At 71.9% G+C, this 19,705-nt stretch carries 15 protein-coding genes and 2 pseudogenes; 6 read left to right on the forward strand and 11 right to left on the reverse strand.

The annotated features are described in order from the left end of the window. Positions 1-62 precede the first annotated feature (62 nt). Complete coding sequence (locus ACWF79_RS12380) at positions 63-401, forward strand: hypothetical protein (protein ID WP_453728023.1); 339 nt, start codon at positions 63-65, stop codon at positions 399-401. Between the two features lie 25 nt (positions 402-426). On the opposite strand, the gene ACWF79_RS12385 is transcribed toward ACWF79_RS12380, so the two are convergent. Together ACWF79_RS12385 and ACWF79_RS12390 are read right to left on the reverse strand one after the other, a co-directional pair. Continuing rightward, positions 427-873 (reverse strand): DoxX family protein, encoded by a 447-nt coding sequence (locus tag ACWF79_RS12385; protein WP_453728024.1) that lies wholly within the window; start codon positions 871-873, stop codon positions 427-429. 104 nt (positions 874-977) lie between these two features. Beyond that, a pseudogene (locus tag ACWF79_RS12390) lies at positions 978-1,311 on the reverse strand (SAM-dependent methyltransferase); the annotation flags it as partial. 45 nt (positions 1,312-1,356) lie between these two features. Here ACWF79_RS12390 and ACWF79_RS12395 point away from each other — a divergent pair. Then, positions 1,357-1,629 carry a DUF6343 family protein gene (locus ACWF79_RS12395; RefSeq protein ID WP_453728025.1) on the forward strand — a complete coding sequence of 91 codons (273 nt, stop codon included), beginning with the start codon at positions 1,357-1,359 and terminating at the stop codon, positions 1,627-1,629. Positions 1,630-1,667: 38 nt separating this feature from the next. Here the strand turns inward: ACWF79_RS12395 and ACWF79_RS12400 are convergent, their stop codons facing one another. From ACWF79_RS12400 to rpsA, 4 genes are all read right to left on the reverse strand, one after another. Beyond that, positions 1,668-2,036: a tetratricopeptide repeat protein gene (locus ACWF79_RS12400; protein WP_453728026.1), complete on the reverse strand. Its 369-nt coding sequence runs from the start codon at positions 2,034-2,036 to the stop codon at positions 1,668-1,670. Between the two features lie 182 nt (positions 2,037-2,218). Continuing rightward, positions 2,219-2,827, reverse strand: coding sequence for a dephospho-CoA kinase (gene coaE, locus ACWF79_RS12405; RefSeq protein WP_453728027.1), 609 nt, complete (start codon positions 2,825-2,827; stop codon positions 2,219-2,221). A gap of 31 nt (positions 2,828-2,858) precedes the next feature. After that, positions 2,859-3,797, reverse strand: coding sequence for a PAC2 family protein (locus ACWF79_RS12410; protein ID WP_453728028.1), 939 nt, complete (start codon positions 3,795-3,797; stop codon positions 2,859-2,861). Between the two features lie 216 nt (positions 3,798-4,013). Next, positions 4,014-5,516, reverse strand: a complete 1,503-nt coding sequence (rpsA, locus tag ACWF79_RS12415) for a 30S ribosomal protein S1 (RefSeq protein ID WP_019885395.1) — start codon at positions 5,514-5,516, stop codon at positions 4,014-4,016. A 344-nt stretch (positions 5,517-5,860) separates the two neighbouring features. Between rpsA and ACWF79_RS12420 the strand changes: the two genes are divergently transcribed. Beyond that, positions 5,861-6,697, forward strand: coding sequence for a class I SAM-dependent methyltransferase (locus ACWF79_RS12420; protein WP_453728029.1), 837 nt, complete (start codon positions 5,861-5,863; stop codon positions 6,695-6,697). A gap of 86 nt (positions 6,698-6,783) precedes the next feature. After that, positions 6,784-9,396 (forward strand): ATP-dependent helicase HrpB, encoded by a 2,613-nt coding sequence (gene hrpB, locus ACWF79_RS12425; protein ID WP_453728030.1) that lies wholly within the window; start codon positions 6,784-6,786, stop codon positions 9,394-9,396. Here hrpB and ACWF79_RS12430 read toward each other — a convergent pair. The 3 genes from ACWF79_RS12430 to ACWF79_RS12440 form a co-directional block, all read right to left on the reverse strand. Continuing rightward, on the reverse strand, positions 9,380-10,345 hold the full coding sequence (locus tag ACWF79_RS12430) for a DUF3068 domain-containing protein (protein ID WP_453728031.1): 966 nt from the start codon (positions 10,343-10,345) through the stop codon (positions 9,380-9,382). The genes hrpB and ACWF79_RS12430 overlap by 17 nt on opposite strands. A gap of 14 nt (positions 10,346-10,359) precedes the next feature. Beyond that, complete coding sequence (locus tag ACWF79_RS12435; RefSeq protein ID WP_453728032.1) at positions 10,360-10,500, reverse strand: SPW_0924 family protein; 141 nt, start codon at positions 10,498-10,500, stop codon at positions 10,360-10,362. 177 nt (positions 10,501-10,677) lie between these two features. After that, positions 10,678-12,414, reverse strand: a complete 1,737-nt coding sequence (locus tag ACWF79_RS12440) for a lytic murein transglycosylase (protein WP_453728033.1) — start codon at positions 12,412-12,414, stop codon at positions 10,678-10,680. Positions 12,415-12,644: 230 nt separating this feature from the next. Between ACWF79_RS12440 and ACWF79_RS12445 the strand changes: the two genes are divergently transcribed. Then, positions 12,645-13,517 (forward strand): DUF4184 family protein, encoded by an 873-nt coding sequence (locus ACWF79_RS12445; RefSeq protein ID WP_453728034.1) that lies wholly within the window; start codon positions 12,645-12,647, stop codon positions 13,515-13,517. A 136-nt stretch (positions 13,518-13,653) separates the two neighbouring features. Here the strand turns inward: ACWF79_RS12445 and ACWF79_RS12450 are convergent. Together ACWF79_RS12450 and polA are read right to left on the reverse strand one after the other, a co-directional pair. Further along, positions 13,654-14,373, reverse strand: a pseudogene (locus ACWF79_RS12450) (serine hydrolase); the annotation flags it as partial. Between the two features lie 97 nt (positions 14,374-14,470). Further along, complete coding sequence (gene polA, locus ACWF79_RS12455; RefSeq protein ID WP_453728106.1) at positions 14,471-17,125, reverse strand: DNA polymerase I; 2,655 nt, start codon at positions 17,123-17,125, stop codon at positions 14,471-14,473. Between the two features lie 178 nt (positions 17,126-17,303). Between polA and ACWF79_RS12460 the strand changes: the two genes are divergently transcribed. Beyond that, positions 17,304-19,607 (forward strand): FdhF/YdeP family oxidoreductase, encoded by a 2,304-nt coding sequence (locus ACWF79_RS12460; protein WP_453728035.1) that lies wholly within the window; start codon positions 17,304-17,306, stop codon positions 19,605-19,607. The last annotated feature ends 98 nt before the right edge of the window (positions 19,608-19,705 follow it).

Below are 19,705 nucleotides of genomic sequence, written 5' to 3' on the forward strand. Positions count from 1 at the left end.
AGGCGGCAGGGTGACGGGGAACAGGGCTTCTGCCGCCTTCGCCCGACAGACGAGGATCCGCCATGTCCGTTCACCGGCGTCTCGGCACCGCCGCCGGGGCCGCGCTCCTGACGTTCGCCGTCGCGGGCTGTTCCGGCCTCGGCCGCTCCGCGGTGGGAACGATCTCGTACGAGACCGAGCGCGAGGTCGTGATCACTGTGACGAGCCCTTCGGTGAGGGGCTGCCACCGGTTGCTCGCGCCGGCCGGTGTGACGAAGATCGAGAACCGCAGCCTGGTCGACCTGCGGGTGTTCCGGACCGGGGACTGCAAGGGCAAGGAGTACACCTACGTCGCCACCAACTCCGGCGACACGATCGCGCCGAACTCTCTCCCCTGGCGCAGCTACAACATCGTGCACTAGCCGGCGGCGCGGGTCCGGCGCCGCCTCACGCCCGGCGGCGGAGGACCCGCGCGAGCAGCTCCGCGTTGTGGTGACGGCGGGTCCAGGCGATCACGGCGAGCGGCACGGCGAAGAGGACCGGCGTCAGGGCGTACTGGCCGTCGAAGACGGTCAGCTGCGTGACGAAGGCCCCCGTCATCAGGCCGATGAGCCCGGTCGCCGCGGCGCTGGACAGGAGGGGGATTACCAGCGCGACGGCTCCGGCCAGTTCCAGGGCACCGACCGCGTACATCAGCCAGTCACCCCAGCCGATCCGGTCGAAGCTCTCCGCGGCCGACCAGTGCCCGACCAGCTTCGGCCCGGCGCTCGGGATCGCGAAGGCGAGCGCGAGCAGGATCTGCAGGACGCGTACGGAGATGTCGGCGCGGCGACCGAGTCGGCTGCCGGTCCGGCCGGTGGTCGTGATGGCGGCGGTAGCGGTGGTGGTGGTCATGGGTGGCCCCCTGGTGTCGGCGTTGCGTTCGCTTTCACGGGGGTAGACGGGCCGGGCACCGGAAACTCATCGCTGTTCCGTCTCCGGACCTGATCTTTTTGCCCTCAGAAGGCGATGACGGGGCGGGCGCTCACCCACGTGCCGTCGTCCGTCAAAGAGGCCTCCACCTGAAGCCCCGCCTCACCGTTCGAAGTCCGCCGTGCTCAGGGGCCGCGAACGCAACGTCTGGGTCCAGCGCAGATCCGGGAAGACGTACTCTGCGTGGACCGAGTTGACGCCGTCGCCGACCGGTTCCGCCGACACGATCCGTACCGTGCAGCCGCTCGGGTCCTGGCGTTCGCGCGGTCCGTCGAGGTGCCAGTCCTCGCCCTCACGCTGGATCAGGACGCAGCCACCGTCCCGCACATGCCGTCCGCAGGTCTCCAGAAGTGACGTTCGCCCTGGCGCCCCGGGGGTAGACCCTCAGTAGGAGATGAGGCCGTCATGCGTACGGGGAGTGAGCCGGCGACCGCACGCAGTCCGCTGCGGATGCGGTTCTGGTTGAGCCTGTGGGGTCTGCTCTGGGCCGCCTTCGGTACGACGGCGTTCGCCCTGATCGGCAGGCCGGGCTGGGCGGCCGCCTGCGGCGTGCTGTTCGTGGTGGCCGCTGTCGACCTGTCGATGGTTCTGCGCCACCTCCACCAGGGCCCGCACTGGCAGCCCGGGCGGAACATCCCACCGTACGAGCCCGACCGCGGCGGCAGGAGGCGGCGCTGAGGCGCCCTGCCGAAGGCCCGGTCAGCCCTCCGCGCGCTTCAGCTCTCCGCGTCGAAACGGGCCGCCTGAAGGTACTCGGGCTTGGGGTCGAGCGCGGCCGCGAGCCTGAAGTGCCGGGTGGCCTGGTCGGGCCGACCGGAACGCTGGAACGTACGCGCCAGGGCGAAGTGCGCGAACGCGTTGTCCGGCTCCCGCTCCAGGACCAGCTCGAACTCCAGCTCGGCTGGACGCAGTTGGGCGGCGGCGAAGAAGGCGCGGGCGCGCAGCAGGCGCGCCGCGGTGTTCTCGGGGTGGGCGGCGATCACCGAGTCGAGCAGCTTCACGGCACCGCGCGGGTCCCGCGCGGCGAGCAGGTGCTCTGCGGCGCGGAAGTCGATGACGTGCGTCTCGGGGTTCCTCTCGGCCACGGTGCATCCTTCCCTTGCTCCGGCAGTTCAACGTCGGGTGCGGCAGGGCTATTCCGCGCCGGCGCACGACCGGCTCAGCCCGACGCGGCGGGCGGGCCCTGGTGAACCGGGGATCCGACCGCCGCCTGCGCGATCCCTACCCATCCGGGGGCGTGGCCGATCGGCCCGGGAGCCGCGTCTTTCTACCGGGTGCCTTCGGCTGCCCGCCGGGCCAGCTCGTCCCAGACCTTCCGCACCTGGGGTTCCAGCGCCTCCAGCGGCCCGTCGTTGTCGATGACGAGGTCCGCGACGGCCCGGCGCTGCTCGCGCGTGGCCTGGGCGGCCATCCGGGCGCGCGCCTCGGACTCGGCCATGCCCCGCAGCCGTACCAGCCGGTCGAGCTGGGTCTCGGGAGAGGCGTCCACGACGACGACCAGGTCGTAGAGCGGGGCGAGGGCGTTCTCGGTGAGGAGGGGCACGTCGTGGACGACGACGTCGTCCGGTCCCGCGGCGCCCTCCAGCTCGGCGGACCGGGCGCCGACAAGGGGATGCACGATCCGGTTCAGGGTGGCGAGGCGGTCGGCGTCGGCGAAGACGATCGAGCCGAGCTTCGGCCGGTCCAGGGTGCCCTGCTCGGTCAGGATCTCCGGCCCGAACGCCTCCACGACGGCCGCGAGCCCGGGAGTCCCGGGCTCGACGACCTCGCGCGCGATCTTGTCGGCGTCGATCAGCACGGCTCCGTACGAGACGAGGAGCCGCGACACTTCACTCTTGCCGGCGCCGATACCGCCGGTCAGGCCCACCTTCAGCATGAGCGGCAGCTTAGGACCCCCTGCCCGGCCGCTACGCGTCGCCCTCCCGCTCGGCGAGGAAGCGCTCGAACTCGCGGCCCAGCTCGTCCGCGGAGGGCAGGTCGACGGGCTCCGCGACAAGGCTGCCCCGGGTCTCGGCACCGGCCATCGCGTCGTACTGGTGCTCAAGACCCTGGACCAGGCCCGTCAGCTCGTCGTCGCCCTCGCCGATCTGGCGCTCGATCTCGGTCTGGGTCCGCCGGGCCTCCGTGCGCAGGGTGTGGGCGACACCGGGCAGGACGAGACCGGTGGCGGCCGTGATGGCCTCCAGGGCGGTCAGCGCGGCATCGGGGTACGAGGACCGGGCGACGTAGTGCGGGACGTGCGCGGCGACACCGAGGGTGTCGTGGCCGGACTCGGTGAGCCGGAACTCCACGAGCGCCTCGGCGCTGCCGGGCACCTGGGCCTCGTCGAACGGGCTCTTGTGGCCCGGCATGAGGTCCGTGCGGCTGCCGTGCGGGGTGAGACCGACGGGACGGGTGTGCGGGACGCCCATGGGGATGCCGTGGAAGTTCACGGAGAGCCGGACGCCGAGCCGCTCGACGATCTGGCGGACGGCGACGGCGAAGCGCTCCCACTCCACGTCCGGCTCGGGGCCGGAGAGCAGCAGGAAGGGGGCGCCGGTGGCGTCCTGGACGAGCCGGACCTCGATCGCGGGCGTTTCGTACGCCGTCCAGCGGTCGCGCCGGAAGGTGAGCAGCGGGCGGCGGGCGCGGTAGTCCACGAGCCGGTCGTGGTCGAAGCGGGCCACCACCTGGTGGGGCAGTGTGTCCAGCAGGCGGTCGACGATCTGCTCGCCGGTCTCACCCGCGTCGATGTAGCCGTCGAAGTGGTAGAGCATGACCAACCCGGCCGACTCCTGCGCCAGGGCCACGTCCACCACGGCCAGGCCCTTCTGGTCCCATTCGTACAAATCCTGGGGATCAAGCACGATTACCGCTCCTCCTCGCGTTCCTAGGAAAGAACGCTCCCCAGGGCACGAGCATTCCCCGAGCGGTGGTTTTCATGAGCGGAGTGTCAGCGCGCGAGCACGCGCCACGCGCACCCCTGTGGCCGCCGGGGCGCATCGGGGAACGACTGAGGCCCGCTCCCCCGGAGGGGAACGGGCCTCGATCGTTGGCTAGCTACTGCCCGGCGGGGAGCTGATTCAGCTCTGGCCGCCGGCCAGCTTCTCGCGCAGGGCAGCCAGGGCCTCGTCCGACGCCAGGGCGCCGGAGTTGTCGTCCGACTCCGAGGAGTACGAGCCACCGGAGACGCCCGCCGGGGCACCGGCCGGAGCGGCGGCGCCACCCTCGGCAGCGGCGGCCTCGTCGGCCTCACGGGACTTGATGACCTGAGCCTGGTGCTGCTCGAAGCGCTGCTGCGCCTCGGCGTACTGGGTCTCCCAGGCCTCGCGCTGGGTCTCGTAGCCCTCGAGCCAGTCGTTGGTCTCGGGGTCGAAGCCCTCGGGGTAGATGTAGTTGCCCTGGTCGTCGTAGGACGCGGCCATGCCGTACAGGGTCGGGTCGAACTCGACCGACGCCGGGTCGGCACCGAAGGACTCGTTGGCCTGCTTCAGGGACAGCGAGATCCGGCGACGCTCGAGGTCGATGTCGATGACCTTGACGAAGATCTCGTCGTTGACCTGGACGACCTGCTCCGGGATCTCCACGTGGCGCTCGGCCAGCTCGGAGATGTGGACCAGACCCTCGATGCCCTCGTCCACGCGGACGAACGCACCGAACGGAACCAGCTTGGTGACCTTGCCCGGGACGACCTGACCGATCTGGTGCGTGCGGGCGAACTGCTGCCACGGGTCCTCCTGCGTCGCCTTCAGCGACAGGGAGACACGCTCGCGGTCCATGTCCACGTCGAGAACCTCGACGGTGACTTCCTGGCCGACCTCGACAACCTCGGACGGGTGGTCGATGTGCTTCCAGGACAGCTCGGAGACGTGCACGAGACCGTCGACGCCACCCAGGTCCACGAAGGCACCGAAGTTGACGATCGAGGACACGACGCCGGAGCGGACCTGACCCTTCTGGAGGGTCGTGAGGAAGGTCTGGCGAACCTCGGACTGGGTCTGCTCCAGCCAGGCACGGCGGGACAGGACCACGTTGTTGCGGTTCTTGTCCAGCTCGATGATCTTCGCCTCGAGCTCCTTGCCCACGTAGGGCTGGAGGTCGCGGACGCGGCGCATCTCGACCAGGGAGGCCGGGAGGAAGCCACGGAGGCCGATGTCGAGGATGAGACCACCCTTGACGACCTCGATGACGGTACCGGTGACGATGCCGTCCTCTTCCTTGATCTTCTCGATGGTGCCCCAGGCGCGCTCGTACTGGGCACGCTTCTTCGAGAGGATCAGGCGGCCTTCCTTGTCCTCCTTCTGGAGAACCAGGGCCTCGATCTCGTCGCCGACCTTGACGACCTCGTTCGGGTCGACGTCGTGCTTGATCGAGAGCTCGCGGCTCGGGATGACACCTTCGGTCTTGTAACCGATGTCGAGCAGGACCTCGTCCCGGTCGACCTTCACGATGACGCCGTCGACGATGTCGCCGTCGTTGAAGTACTTGATCGTCTCGTCGATCGCGGCGAGGAAGGCTTCCTCGTTACCGATGTCGTTGACCGCAACCTGCGGGGTGGTGGCGGTGGTCTCGGTGCTGCTCGTCATGTGGGAAAGGGCTCCGGTTACGGACAGAAAGTCGTAGGTACTGCTACGCCGTGAGCCCGTATCGCACCGAAGAAGCCGGACAGCCAATGAAGCGCCATTCCCGACGAACGGGGGCGCCTCGCGAACCGAGGGGACATACAACCGTGCGAGCGCGGCCTGCTCCGTCTGAGGCGCGCAGGCCCGCAGCGCAACCTTTAGCATACGGGGGCAGCCGGACAGGGTCAATGCGCGAAGCGCGCAGGCGGGGCGGATCGCCGCATAACCGGCGCAAGTCAACTCTCCCCAGGCCGTGATGGCCCCGGGGACCACAGCGGCGCTGTGCGCAAACTACATCGACGGGCGAGATGAACCAAGAGTACGAACACGAAGACGGCCTCCCGGGCGGAGCGGACGAGGCCGAGGCGACGCGGCGTGACGCCGGGGACGCCGAGAGCAGCCGGGCGAGCCGGGGCTGGTGGGACCGGAACGCCGACGAGTACCAGAGCGAGCACGGGACCTTCCTCGGCGACGACCGGTTCGTCTGGGGGCCGGAGGGGCTCGACGAGGCCGAGGCGGGGCTGCTCGGACCGGCGGCGGAGCTGAAGGGGCTCGACGTCCTGGAGATCGGCGCGGGGGCGGCCCAGTGTTCGCGCTGGCTGGCCGCGCAGGGCGCACGGCCGGTCGCGCTCGACCTCTCGCACCGCCAGCTCCAGCACGCGCTGCGGATCGGCGCGGACGTGCCGCTGGTGGAGGCGGACGCGGGCGCGCTGCCGTTTCGCGACGGTTCCTTCGACCTGGCGTGTTCGGCGTACGGCGCGGTGCCGTTCGTGGCGGACCCGGTGAAGGTGTTCCGCGAGGTACGCCGGGTGCTGCGGCCGGGCGGCCGGTGGGTGTTCTCGGTGACGCACCCGATCCGCTGGGCCTTCCCCGACGAGCCGGGTCCGGAGGGCCTGTCGGTCGCGGCCTCCTATTTCGACCGCACTCCCTATGTCGAGCAGGACGAGGAGGGGCGGGCCGTCTATGTCGAGCACCACCGGACGATCGGCGACCGGGTACGGGACGTGGTGATCGGCGGCTTCCGGCTGATCGACCTCGTCGAGCCGGAATGGCCGGAGTGGAACAGCCAGGAGTGGGGCGGCTGGTCCCCGCTGCGGGGGAACCTGATCCCGGGCACGGCGATCTTCGTGTGCGAGCGGGACTGACGACAGCCGACGCATCAGTCATATGAAAGGACGGGGCCTGTGGACAGCCGGGCCCGTCACCGGCGGCGACGTATGAAACTGAGTGCGTGATCCGAAACGACGCACTCGACCGTCTCCCCGTCCGCCATGCCGTCCCCGAGCTGCTGACCGCGCTCGAGGAGCGCGGCACGGCGGTGCTGTACGCGCCTCCCGGCAGTGGCAAGACCACGCTGGTGCCGCTGGCGCTCGCGGGACTCATAGGGGACGGACCGCGGCGACGGGTGCTGGTGGCCGAGCCGCGCCGGATGGCGGTGCGGGCGGCCGCCCGGCGGATGGCGTGGCTGCTGGGCGAGGAGGTCGGCGGCTCCGTCGGCTTCTCGGTGCGCGGCGAGCGCCGGGCCGGGCCGGCGACCCGCGTGGAGGTGGTCACCACCGGCGTCCTCCTCCAGCGGCTCCAGCGCGACCCCGAGCTGGCGGGTGTGGACGTGGTGCTGCTCGACGAGTGCCATGAGCGTCATCTCGACGCGGATACGGCGATGGCGTTCCTGGTGGACGTCCGGGCGACGCTGCGGCCGGAGCTGAAGCTGATCGCCGCGTCCGCCACGAGCGACGCCGAGGCGTGGTCGCAGCTCCTCACGGTCCTCGACGGCACCGGTCCGGCGCCGATCGTGTGGGGCAAGGGCGACGTCCACGGGTACCGCGTGCTCTTCGCCGCACCGCCCGCCGGCATCAGGCCCGCCCACGGCACGTGGGTGGATCCCGCCTTCCTGCGCCATGTGGCGGCGACGGTCCGGCTCGCCTGCGAGCGGTCCCCGGGCGACGTCCTCTGCTTCCTGCCGGGTACGGGCGAGATCGCGCGGACGGCGGGGATGCTGGCCGACCTCGACGCCGACGTGTTCCAGCTGCACGGGCGGGCCCCGGCGGCGGTGCAGGACGCGGTGTTGAAGGGGGCGGAGCCCGGCGGGCGGCGCAGGGTGATCCTCTCGACGTCCGTGGCGGAGTCGAGCCTGACGGTGCCGGGGGTGCGGATCGTCGTGGACTCGGGCCTGGCCAGGGAGCCGCGGATGGACCACGCCCGGGGCCTCGGCTCGCTGGCGACGGTGCCGGTGTCGATCGCGAGCGCGACCCAGCGCTCGGGCCGCTCCGGGCGGGAGGACTTCGGTGTCGTCTACCGCTGCTGGGCGGAGGCGGAGGACGGGAGCCGGGCCCGCTTCCCCTCGCCGGAGATCGAGATCGCCGATCTTGCCTCGTTCGCCCTGCGCACGGCGTGCTGGGGCGATCCCTCGGCGAAGGGCCTCGCTCTCCTGGACACGCCACCGGCGGGCGCGATGGCGGCGGCCCGTTCCGTGCTGGCGGCGATCGGCGCGGTCGACGAGGAGGGCCGGGCGACGGAACGAGGGCTACGGATGTCCCGGCTCGGCGTCCACCCCCGGCTGGCCCGGGCCCTGCTGGACAGCGCGCCGGAGGTCGGGGCGCGGCGGGCGGCCGAGGTGGTCGCGCTGCTCAGCGAGGAGCCGCCCCGGGAGTACGGGGACGACCTGACGGAGGCCTGGCGCGCGGCACGGCGGGGCACCGACGGCTACGGGGCGCGCTGGAAGGCGGAGGCCCGACGCCTCGAACGCTCGGCGAGCGAGGCCGGCCCCGCGGGCGGGGCGGGCCGCCGGGGCGAGGCGGGCGCCGCGGGCGGGGCCGGTCCCCGGGGCGAGGCGGGTCCCACGGGAGGGCTTGGAGGCGGGGACGACGTCGTGGCCGGGCTGGTGACGGCGTACGCGTTTCCGGAGCGGGTGGCACGGGCGCGGGAGGGGAGCGGGTTCCTGATGGTGTCGGGGACGGGCGCCGAGCTGGCGGAGGGGTCGGGCCTCGGGAGGGCGCCCTGGCTGGCCGTCGCCGTGGCGGACCGGACCGCGCGGAGCGCCACGGCCCGGGTGCGGCTGGCGGCTGTGGTGGACGAGGACGTGGCCCGGGCGGCCGCCGGGCATCTGCTGGCCTCGGACGAGGAGGTGCGCTGGGAGGACGGCGACGTCGTCGCACGGTCGGTGTCCCGGCTGGGCGCCGTGGAGCTGGCCGCCCGTCCGCTCAGGGACGCCGCCGACCCCGTGCTCGTGCGGGCGGCGCTCCTGGACGGGCTGCGTCGCGAGGGGCTCGGGCTGTTGCGGTGGAGCCGTGAGTCGCGGGAGCTGAGGCAGCGGCTCGGTTTCCTTCATCGGGTGCTGGGTGATCCGTGGCCGGAGGTATCGGAGGAGGCACTGCTCGACCGCGCGGACGAGTGGCTGGAGCCCGAGCTGTCCCGGGCCCGGCGGCGGGCCGACCTCGGTCGGATCGACGCGGGGCAGGCGCTGGGGCGGCTGCTGCCCTGGGCGACGGGGGAGGCGGGGCGGCTCGACGAGCTGGCGCCCGAGCGGATCGAGGTGCCCAGCGGTTCGCGGATACGGGTGGACTACAGCGGCGAACAGCCGTTCCTCGCGGTGAAGTTGCAGGAGATGTTCGGGCTGGCCGAGACGCCGAGGGTGGCGGCAGGGACGCCGGTCGTGGTCCATCTCCTCTCCCCCGCCGGACGGCCGGCGGCCGTCACCGCCGACCTTGCCTCGTTCTGGCGGGACGGCTACCGGGCGGTGCGGGCGGAGCTGCGCGGGCGCTACCCCAAGCATCCGTGGCCGGAGGACCCGGCCGGGGCGGTGCCGACGCGGCACACCAGCGCGCGGCTCAGGCGGGAGCGGTAGCGGGGCCGTCCGGGGCGGGGCGCCGGCCGCGCGCCTCCAGCCAGAGGGAGAGGGCGAGCAGAAGGAGGGAGAGGGTGACGAAGGTCCAGGGCAGGTAGGAGGTGACGAGCAGGATGATCGTCCGGTTGGACCGGACGAGGTCGACGGTGTCGCGGATGTAGTCCTCGCGCATCTTCACGTGACCGGAGAAGGCGGTGACCTTCCAGTCCGTCTTGTCGTTGCGGAGCTCCTCCTCGTGGATCTCCTCGCCGTTGACCGGGGCACCGGTGACGGGGTCGACCCAGAACATCCGCTTGGTCGTGTACCAGATGGACATGCCCGACTGGTTGATCATCTCGGGGGTGATGCCCTTGACCGGCATCGTCTTGGGCATGGGGACCTTGGTCCAGGGGATGGTCTGCTCGAAGTAGTAGACCTCCATGCCACGGAAGGTGCGGGTGCCCTTGTAGTGGATGGGGGAGGTGGTGCGGGAGCGGGCGTCGAAGTACTGGTAGTCCCGCTTCTCGGTGAGGAAGGGCCACTTGAACTCGATGCCCTCGCGCCGGACCGCGTCGCCGTCGACCGTCGCCCCGGTGGCGTTGACCGGGTCCTGGGTGTGGGCGTCGAAGACGTAGCGCTCGGGGATCTGGGAGACCATCTTGCCGTCGGGGCCGGTGATGTAGGTGAGGGCGTCCCAGACGACGACGTCACGGCCGGCGTCGCGCTCGATCCGCTTCGACTCCTCCACGTTGCCCTTGAGGGTCTGGATGATCGTGAGTTTCTCGACCTTCTTGGCCGTCAGGGTGGAGTAGTCGACGAGGGTGGCGGGCTTCGCCTCCAGGACGATCTCCTGGTACTGGTTCGGCGGGATCTTCGCGACGCGGGGGAAGACGTACCAGCGGAGGGTGGGGGCCATCGCGGCGAAGAAGACCGCGAAGGAGAGCAGGACGAGGCTGGCTCGGCGACGCATGGACGGGGCTCCTCCTACTTCTTGGAGCCGGGGTCGGCGGTGAGGAGGGGCTTGGGCGAGGTGGGCCCGTCGGGCGGCAGGTCGACCAGGGAGACGAGGAGGACGACGAGGAGGACTGGGACCAGCCCGATGGCGGCGGCTACGAGGGCGCGCATGGTCGGCCTCCCGGTGCTCGATCTGATGCTGCGTCAGGGCGGAGGCACCGTAGCAACGCGGGCACGAGATGAGAACACGTTGCACTCAGAACGCAGAGCGCCGCCCTCGCGTCCGGGTGGACGGCGGGGCGGCGGATCTACGGCGTACCGCGGCCGGGGCGTGGCGCCGGCGGTCGCTCAGGGGGTCGGCGTGGCCGTGGGCGAGGGAGTCGTCGAGGCGGGCGAGGTCGGCGTCGGCTCGGGCTGCGGGGCGGTGACCTTGAGTTCGAGGGTCAGGGTGCCGCCGCCGGGGGCCGTGAGCCGGAGCAGGAAGGTCCCGCTCTGGTCGTCCGCGTAGATGTCGGGGAGCGTGAGCAGTCCGGAGGCGTCCGTCTTCAGGCCCGTGAGGGTGCGGACGGGGTTGCCGTCGGCGTCCTTGAAGAACGGGCCCTTGGTGTTCTGCTGCGGGTCGTCCGCCGAGCTGATCATGGTGGCGGTCAGGCCGACCGAGGAGGCGACGGCGCCGTCGAGGGTGGCCTTCACCAGGACGCGGTCGGCGAACCGGCTGCCGGTGGTGGCGGTCAGCTCCGTGGAGTCGGCGCGGACCAGCGTGTCGGCCTGACGCGCGGTCACGGTCGCGGTGAAGGAGACGGCCGTGACGTTCCGGCCCACGACCGTGGCCCGGACCGTGAAGGTGCCCGTCTGCTCGCCGGCCCGGACGGCCGGCGCGACGGCACGGCCGGAGGAGCCGGTGGTGACGGTCACGCTCTTCGCCACGCCACCGAGGTTGGCGTCGGTGGAGCCGACGATCTCGAAGCGCACGGACAGCCCCGCGACGGGCTTGCCCGCGGCGTCCAGCGCCTCGACCGTCGGACGCCCGGTGAAGACGCTGCCGACGGTGGCCGTCAGCGTGCCGGTGCCGGCGTCCTTGAGCGTGGTGACCCTCGCGGTCGCCGGCGGGGTGACGGGCGGCGTGACCGGCGGAGTGGTGGGCTTCGACGGGTTCGGCTTCGACGGGTTCGGCTTGGGCGCCGTCGGGGAGGGCGACGGGGTGGGGGGCGTCGTCGGCTTCGCCGAGGGGCCGGTGATCGAGGTGTCGCTGCGGTCGATCGGCAGCACGCCCGTGCCGTCCGGGACCTGGTGGGTGCCGCGCTTGTAGTACTCGAACCAGGAGAGCACGGTGCGCAGGTACTCGGTCGAGCGGTTGTAGCTGAGGATCGCCCGGTCCAGGTCGGCCTTGACCGCGAGGTCGCGGTTGTTGGCGCACAGGTAGAGACCGGCGGCCTGGGCGGCGTCGTAGATGTTGTTGGGGTCCTTGCGGCCGTCGCCGTTGGCGTCCTGACCCCAGGTCGCCCAGGTGGAGGGGATGAACTGCATCGGGCCGACGGCCCGGTCGTGCGTCGTGTCGCCGTCGAAGGCGCCGTCGTCGGTGTCGGAGATGTTGGCGAAACCGACGCCGTCGAGCTTCGGGCCGAGGATCGGCGAGAGCGTCGTGCCGTTGGCGTCGACGCGGCCGCCGCGCGCCTGCCCGGACTCGACCTTGCCGATGCCGGCGAGCAACTGCCACGGGAGATGGCACGTGGGGTCGCTGGACCGGATCGACTGCTCGGCCCGCTTGTAGGCGGAGAGCACGGTGGAGGGTATGCCGGCCTCCGCGGGGCCGGCGATGATCGGCAGGTCTATGGAAGTGCCGGGCTTGTTCGGCGTGTTCAGCGGCGGCAGGTCGGTGTAGTACGGGGAGTCACCGGTCGCCGAACCGTCGGGCGGGGTGGGCGTCGCGTCACCGGCACCGACCGGGCGGTCCCCGGCCGCGCTGTCGGAGGGCGGCGGAACGACGCCGGGCGCCTGCGAGGCGGCCAGTGCCGCCACCGCCGCCGCCACGACGGCACCGCTCGTGGCTCCCCGGCGCAGACGGCGGCCGAATTGCGCTGCCATACGTATGGTCCCTCCCCCTCGACTGCACCCGCGCTCCCCGCGCGTGGCCTCAGGAGACCCTATGACACCGACCGGCGCCGGGACACAGCGCCCTGACCGCCTTTCACGCTTTCGTCACCTCTTGGCCGCCCGTGGGCCGACCGAGATCACTCCCGCATACTGGGCGTGACCGCCGACCGCCGCCGTGGGAGACGTCCGGGGCCGGCGCGGATTTCGAGGGGGATGTTCCGATGCCGTTCACGCTGAGCCATGCCGCCGCGGTGCTGCCAGGCATCCGCCGCGACGGCACCGGCCGCGGACCGCTGATCGCCTCCGCGCTCGTCGCGGGGTCGTTCTCGCCCGACATGACCTATTTCGCGGCCACAGCCGTCCCGGAGGCGATGCTCTTCGGAAGCGTCACGCACTCCCCCGTGGGCATCCTGACGGTCGATTTGCTGATCACCGCCGGGCTCGTGGCCGTGTGGCTGATGGTGCGTGAGCCGCTGGTGGCCCTGCTGCCGGGCCGTCGGCAGAGCCGGGTGTACGGATGGGTCCGCGGCGCCTCCTGGCGCGGCCGGCCGGCGCTGTCGCTGGCCCTCTGGTTCTGTCTGTCGGCGGCGCTCGGTGCCGCGACGCACGTGGTGTGGGACTCCTTCACCCATCTCGACCGCTGGGGCACCCGGGCGATCCCGTTCCTCGACTCGCTCGTGGCCGGCTTCCCCGTCTATCTGTACTTCCAGTACGGAGGGTCGGCGCTGGCGCTCGTGCTGCTGGTGTGGTTCACGGTACGGGCGTTGCGGGCCGCGCCCGGCGGGGCGACGCCGCCCGCCGAGGTGCCGGTCCTGACCCGCCGGGGCCGGTGGCTGGCCGGCGGGCTGATCGGCGGCTGCGTCCTGGCCGGGATCGTGCACCGGTGCCTGCGCTGGTACGCGTACTGGGGGCGGATCGAGACGCCCCTGGACATCATCCCGACGGCCTGCTTCGGGGCCGGCGCGGGGCTCGCCGTCGGCCTGGTCCTGTACGGGGCGGGGATGCGGCTGCGCGGTGGGCGACCGGGTCCGGCGTCGCCCCTTGGGCGGGAGCCGGATCGTGAGCCGGCGCGCTCCCGTCCGGGATCTCGCTGATCGCGCTCTCCGGGGTGAAGCCACGGGCCGCGACGCCGTCCGCGAGCCGCACGTTGACGGCGTGCGCCACGCGTTCCAGGGTGCTGACGCCGTAACTCATCGTCGGGTTGTCGTGGCTGAGCAGGGCGAGACGGTAGTCGTGACCGCCTCCCCTGATCACACCGACGCTGTGCACCCGCCAGTCGTGGGTGGCACGGGGCAGCCAGCCGTTCTTCAGGTGGACCCGGGCGGCGCGCGGGGCTCCCGCGGAGACGCCCCAGGCCTGCTCGGCGATGACCTGCCCCATCAGCGTGAGGGCGGCGGGGCGGCGGGAGACCGCGCCGAGCAGGGCCAGTTGGTCCCGTGCGGTGGTCCGGGTGAGGCCCCAGTACCGGTCGTGTCCGAGGACGGTGTCGTAGGCGCCCGCGTCTTCCAGGACCCGCCGCATCCGGTCCCGGGACAGCCCGTCCCACAGGGCGGTCGCCGCGTCGTTGTCGGACCAGGTGATCATCGCGTTCAGCCGTGAGGACTCCAGCCTGGTGGGCTCGCGCCCGAACTCCTCGGCGCGGCCGAGGACCGACTCCATGATCAGCACCTTGGCGACGCTTGCCGCGTCGTAGTACCGGTCGTCGGCGAGCCCGCAGCGCAGGCCGTGCCCCGGGTCGTACACGGCGACGGAGACCGTGCCGTCGCGGTCCTTCAGGGCGGCGGCGATGTCCTCGGACAGCTGGGCGGCCAGCGCGGGATGGTCGGCCGAGGCACAGACCGCGGGCGCGCGGTGCGCCGCCTCGGCGGGCGGCCCGGGCATTCCCAGCACGCCGAGGGCCGCGCCGAGGACGACCCAGCCGCGCGAACGCGGACGACAGCTCCTGATCATGTCCCCAGTCTCCGGAGCGCCCCGGTCCGAAGCGCCCCCGAGCTGGTCCACCTGGCGCAAGCGGTTCCCCGCACGCGCCAGGTGGACCGGTCAGCCGTCAGTGGGCCGCCGACTCCCAGTCCGGGCCCACGCCGACCGAGACGTCGAGCGGGGCGCGGAGCGAGGCCGCCGCGGACATCTGCGCGCGGACCAGGGACTCGACCTGCTCGCGCTCGCCCGGGGCCACTTCGAGGACGATTTCGTCGTGGACCTGGAGCAGCATCCGGGAGGCGAGACCCGCCTCGGTCAACGCCCGGTCCACGTTCAGCATCGCGACCTTCACGATGTCCGCCGCCGTGCCCTGGATCGGCGCGTTCAACGCCATGCGCTCGGCGGCCTCGCGGCGCTGGCGGTTGTCGCTGTTCAGATCCGGGAGGTACCTGCGGCGGCCCAGCATCGTCTCGGTGTACCCCGTGGCGCGCGCCTCGTCGACGACGCGGCGCAGATAGTCCCGTACCCCGCCGAAGCGCTCGAAGTACGTGTCCATCAGCGCGTTCGCCTCGCGCGCCTCGATGTTCAGCTGCTGGGAGAGGCCGAACGCGGACAGGCCGTACGCCAGGCCGTACGACATGGCCTTGATCTTGCGCCGCATCTCGGCGTCGACGGCGGACCGCTCGACGCCGAAGACCTGCGAGGCGACCGTGGTGTGCAGGTCCTCGCCGGAGGTGAACGCCTCGATGAGGCCCTCGTCCTCGGAGAGATGGGCCATGACCCGCAGCTCGATCTGGCTGTAGTCCGCCGTCATCAGCGACTCGAAGCCCTCGCCCACGACGAAGCCGTGCCGGATCGCCCGTCCCTCGTCGGTGCGCACCGGCACGTTCTGCAGGTTCGGGTCGGTGGAGGAGAGGCGGCCGGTCGCCGCCACCGTCTGGCTGAAGGTGGTGTGGATACGGCCGTCGCCGCCGATCGTCTTGATCAGACCCTCGACCGTGGAGCGCAGGCGCGCCTGCTCGCGGTGGCGGAGCATGATCACCGGCAGCTCGTGCTCGGTCTGCCCGGCCAGCCACGCCAGCGCGTCGGCGTCCGTGGTGTAACCGGTCTTGGTCTTCTTCGTCTTCGGCAGGTTCAGTTCGCCGAAGAACACCTCCTGGAGCTGCTTGGGCGAGCCGAGGTTGAACTCGTGCCCCACGGAGGCGTGCGCCTCCTTCACGGCCTGCTGCACCGCTCCGGCGAACTGCTGCTCCATGGCCTCCAGGTGGGCCCGGTCGGCGGCGATGCCGTGCCGCTCCATCCGGGCCAGGAGCAGGGACGTCGGCAGCTCCACGTCGTGCAGCAGCTCCGTCGCGCCGACCTCGGCGAGCTTCTCGCCGAACGCCTCTCCGAGGTCGAGCACCGCGCGGGCCTGGGACATCAGGGCGTCCGCCTCGGCGTGCTCGTCGGTGCCGAAGGCCAGCTGTCCGTCGGCGGCCGCGGGGGCCAGCTCGCGGTGGAGGTACTCGACGGAGAGCGCGTCCAGGGCGAAGGAGCGGCGGCCGGGCTTGACCAGGTACGCGGCGAGCGCGGTGTCCATCGTGATGCCCTCGAGGCGCCAGCCGTGCTCAGGGAAGACCCGCAGGGCCTCCTTCGCGTTGTGCATCACCTTCGGCCTGGCCGGGTCGGCGAGCCAGTCCGCGAACGCGCGCTCGTCCTGCTCGTCGAGCCGGGTCGTGTCGAACCACGCCGCCTTGCCGTCGGCCGCCGCGAGGGCCACCTCGCTGACGTTGCCCGCGCCCAGGGCCCAGGCGGCGACGGTGGCCACACCGAGCGGCTGCCCGCCGTGCGCCTCCAGCCAGGGGGCCAGCTCGCCGGTGCCCAGCGCGGTGCCGTCGAGTTCGACGCCCGCCTCGGGGGCCGGGGCCTCTTCCTCCTCGGCACCCGGGTCGACCGCCAGCAGGCGCTCGCGCAGGCTCGGGTTACGGATCTCCAGGACCTCCAGGAAGCCCTTGAGCGCGGTCCGGTCGTAGGGCGCGCGCTCCAGCTCGGCCACGGTGCGGGGCAGCTCGACGTCCCGGACCAGCTCGGTCAGGTGGCGGTTGAGCTTGACCGACTCCAGGTGGTCGCGCAGGGCCTGCCCGACCTTGCCCTTGACCTCGTCGGCACGCTCGACCAGCTCCGCGAACGAGCCGAACTGGCTGATCCACTTCGTCGCGGTCTTCTCGCCGACGCCGGGGATGCCCGGGAGATTGTCGGACGGGTCGCCGCGCAGGGCGGCGAAGTCGGGGTACTGCGACGGGGTGAGGCCGTACTTCTCCTGGACCTTCTCCGGCGTGAAGCGGGTCAGCTCGGAGACGCCCTTGGTGGGGTAGAGCACCGTCACGCGGTCGCTGACCAGCTGGAACGAGTCGCGGTCGCCGGTGACGATCAGGACGTCGAAACCGGCAGCCTCGGCCTGGGTGGCGAGCGTCGCGATGATGTCGTCGGCCTCGAAGCCGTCCACAGCGAACCGCACCGCGTTCATGGTGTCGAGCAGCTCGCCGATCAGCTCGACCTGCCCCTTGAACTCGTCCGGGGTCTTCGAGCGGTTGGCCTTGTACTCCGGGAAGTCGGCCGAACGCCACGTCTTGCGGGACACGTCGAACGCGACGGCGAAGTGCGTGGGCGCCTCGTCACGCAACGTGTTCGCCAGCATCGACGCGAAGCCGTAGATCGCGTTCGTCGTCTGCCCGCTCGCGCTCGTGAAATTCTCCGCGGGCAGCGCGAAGAACGCCCGGTACGCGAGCGAGTGCCCGTCCATGAGGAGCAGTCGGGGACGGGTTTCTTCGGTCTTCTTCGATGCTGTCTCTGCCACATGGACGATCCTGCCACGGACCACCGACAATCCCCTCCACGCCCGGTCCGCGCACCGCGCTGTCGGTGGGCCGTGACAGGATCGGAGACGTACGCCACAGGTCGACCGCTCAAGGGAGAGCGTGATGGTCAGCAAGCCGCCCGCAGGCGACCCGGTCCAGGACGCGCCGCAGGTCGCGCCGCCGCAGCACGCCGCCGCCGGCCTCGCCGCCGTCGCGCACACCCTGAAGATCTCCCAGGCGCAGATGGGGGTGCGGCGCACCGCGCGGACGCTGCTCAAGGTCAACCAGAAGGACGGCTTCGACTGCCCGGGCTGCGCCTGGCCCGAGGGCGACAAGCGGCACGTGGCGGAGTTCTGCGAGAACGGGGCGAAGGCGGTCGCCGAGGAGGCGACGCTGCGCCGCGTCACCCCTGACTTCTTCGCCGCGCACCCGGTGGCGGACCTCGCCCACCGCAGCGGGTACTGGCTGGGTCAGCAGGGCCGCATCACGCAGCCCATGCTCATGGAGAAGGGAGAGGGCCTGACGGAGGGCGCCGAGCGGTACGAGCCGGTGACCTGGGAGCGGGCCTTCGCGATCATCGCCGAGGAGCTGACCGCCCTCTCCTCCCCCGACGAGGCGCTCTTCTACACCTCGGGACGCACCAGCAACGAGGCCGCGTTCCTGCTCCAGCTCTTCGCCCGCGAGTTCGGCACGAACAACCTGCCGGACTGCTCCAACATGTGCCACGAGTCCTCCGGTTCGGCGCTCAACGAGACCATCGGGATCGGCAAGGGCAGCGTCTCCCTGGAGGACCTGCACCAGGCGGACCTGATCGTCGTCGCTGGGCAGAACCCGGGCACGAACCACCCCCGGATGCTCTCCGCGCTGGAGAAGGCGAAGGCGGCGGGCGCGAAGATCATCTCGGTCAACCCGCTGCCCGAGGCGGGCCTGGAGAAGTTCAAGAACCCGCAGACCCCGCAGGGCCTTCTGAAGGGCGCCTCGCTCACCGACCTCTTCCTCCAGATCCGTATCGGCGGCGACCAGGCCCTCTTCCGCCTCCTCAACAAGCTCGTCCTGGAGACTCCGGGCGCGGTGGACGAGGAGTTCGTACGGGAACACACCCACGGGTACGAGGAGTTCGCCGCGGCCGCGCGCGCCGCCGACTGGGACGAGACGCTGACCGCGACCGGCCTGACCCGCACGGAGATCGAGCGGGCCCTGGAGATGGTCCTCGCCTCGAAGCGGACCATCGTCTGCTGGGCGATGGGCCTCACCCAGCACAAGCACTCCGTGCCGACGATCCGCGAGGTCGTCAACTTCCTCCTGCTGCGCGGCAACATCGGCCGCCCCGGCGCGGGCGTGTGCCCCGTGCGCGGCCATTCGAACGTGCAGGGCGACCGCACGATGGGCATCTTCGAGCGGCCCGCTCCCGCCTTCCTGGACGCCCTGGACAAGGAGTTCGGGATCGTCTCGCCGCGCCACCACGGCTTCGACGTCGTCCGCTCGATCCAGGCGCTCCGCGACGGCGAGGCGAAGGTCTTCTTCGCGATGGGCGGCAACTTCGTCGGCGCCACCCCCGACACGGAGGTCACCGAGGCGGCCATGCGCAACGCCCGGCTCACCGTCCATGTCTCGACCAAGCTGAACCGCTCGCACGCCGTCACCGGCACGCGCGCGTTGATCCTGCCCACGCTCGGCCGCACCGACAAGGACGTGCAGGCGAGCGGCAAGCAGTTCGTGACCGTCGAGGACTCCATGGGCCAGGTCCACGCCTCGCGCGGCAACCTGCCGCCCGCGAGCCCGCACCTGCTCTCCGAGCCGGCGATCGTGGCCCGTATGGCACGGGCCGTCCTCGGGGCCGGTTCGGCCACGCCCTGGGAGGAGTTCGAGAAGGACTACGCCACGATCCGCGACCGCATCGCGCGCGTGGTGCCCGGCTTCGAGGACTTCAACGCCCGCCTCGCCGCCTCCCCCGGCGGCTTCACGCTCCCGCACGCGCCGCGCGACGAGCGCCGCTTCCCCACGGCGACCGGCAAGGCCAACTTCACCGCCGCGCCCGTGGAGTACCCGACGGTGCCCGAGGGCCGGCTGCTCCTGCAGACCCTGCGCTCGCACGACCAGTACAACACCACGATCTACGGCCTGGACGACCGCTACCGCGGCATCAAGGGCGGCCGCCGGGTCGTCCTCGTCCACCCGGAGGACGCGGCGGCCCTCGGCCTCGCGGACGGGGCGTACACCGATCTCGTGAGCGAGTGGAAGGACGGCAGCGAGCGGCGCGCACCGGGCTTCCGGGTCGTGCACTACCCGACGGCCCGGGGCTGCGCGGCCGCGTACTACCCGGAGACGAACGTCCTGGTGCCGCTGGAGTCCACGGCGGACATCAGCAACACCCCCGCCAGCAAGTCCGTGATCGTCCGCCTGGTCCCGGTGGGGACGCCCGGCTGAGCCCGCACGTCCGCCGGAGCGGGGCCGACCAGGGGCAGCGGTACTTCGACCACCGGGGCATCGATCCCGGTGGCGGGGCCACGCCGGGCGGTCTGTGA

It is taken from the genome of Streptomyces sp. NPDC054975, from assembly GCF_053609105.1.